1 protein-coding gene is annotated in these 270 nt (G+C 42.2%); it reads left to right on the forward strand.

Translation table 11 applies throughout. The annotated features are described in order from the left end of the window. A partial coding sequence (locus ICJ84_RS17190) for a hypothetical protein (RefSeq protein WP_188217536.1) occupies positions 1-242 on the forward strand: 242 nt, incomplete at its 5' end. Between the last annotated feature and the right edge of the window lie 28 nt (positions 243-270).

A 270-nucleotide genomic window follows, 5' to 3' on the forward strand; every position in this document is an offset into this window, starting at 1 on the left:
CAGTTCTTCTTAAAACTCTTGATTCTTTCTGGAGGGATCATCTCGTGAACATGAACAGACTCAATTCAGCGGTGAACTTGAGATCTTTCGGGCATAGAAATCCACTTGAGGAGTACAAAATTGACGGTTGTCGGTTTTTCATTTCAATGCTTAGTGCCACAAGGAGGGTGACAGTGGAATCTCTCTTACGGTACTGGTCATCTCCTATGGAGTCTGAAGAACTGGTCTCTCAGAATAATTAGTTCTCCTGTAAAGGATATATTTCGAGCG

Origin of the sequence: Aestuariibaculum suncheonense (assembly GCF_014596935.1) — a bacterium.
GTDB lineage: Bacteria > Bacteroidota > Bacteroidia > Flavobacteriales > Flavobacteriaceae > Aestuariibaculum > Aestuariibaculum suncheonense.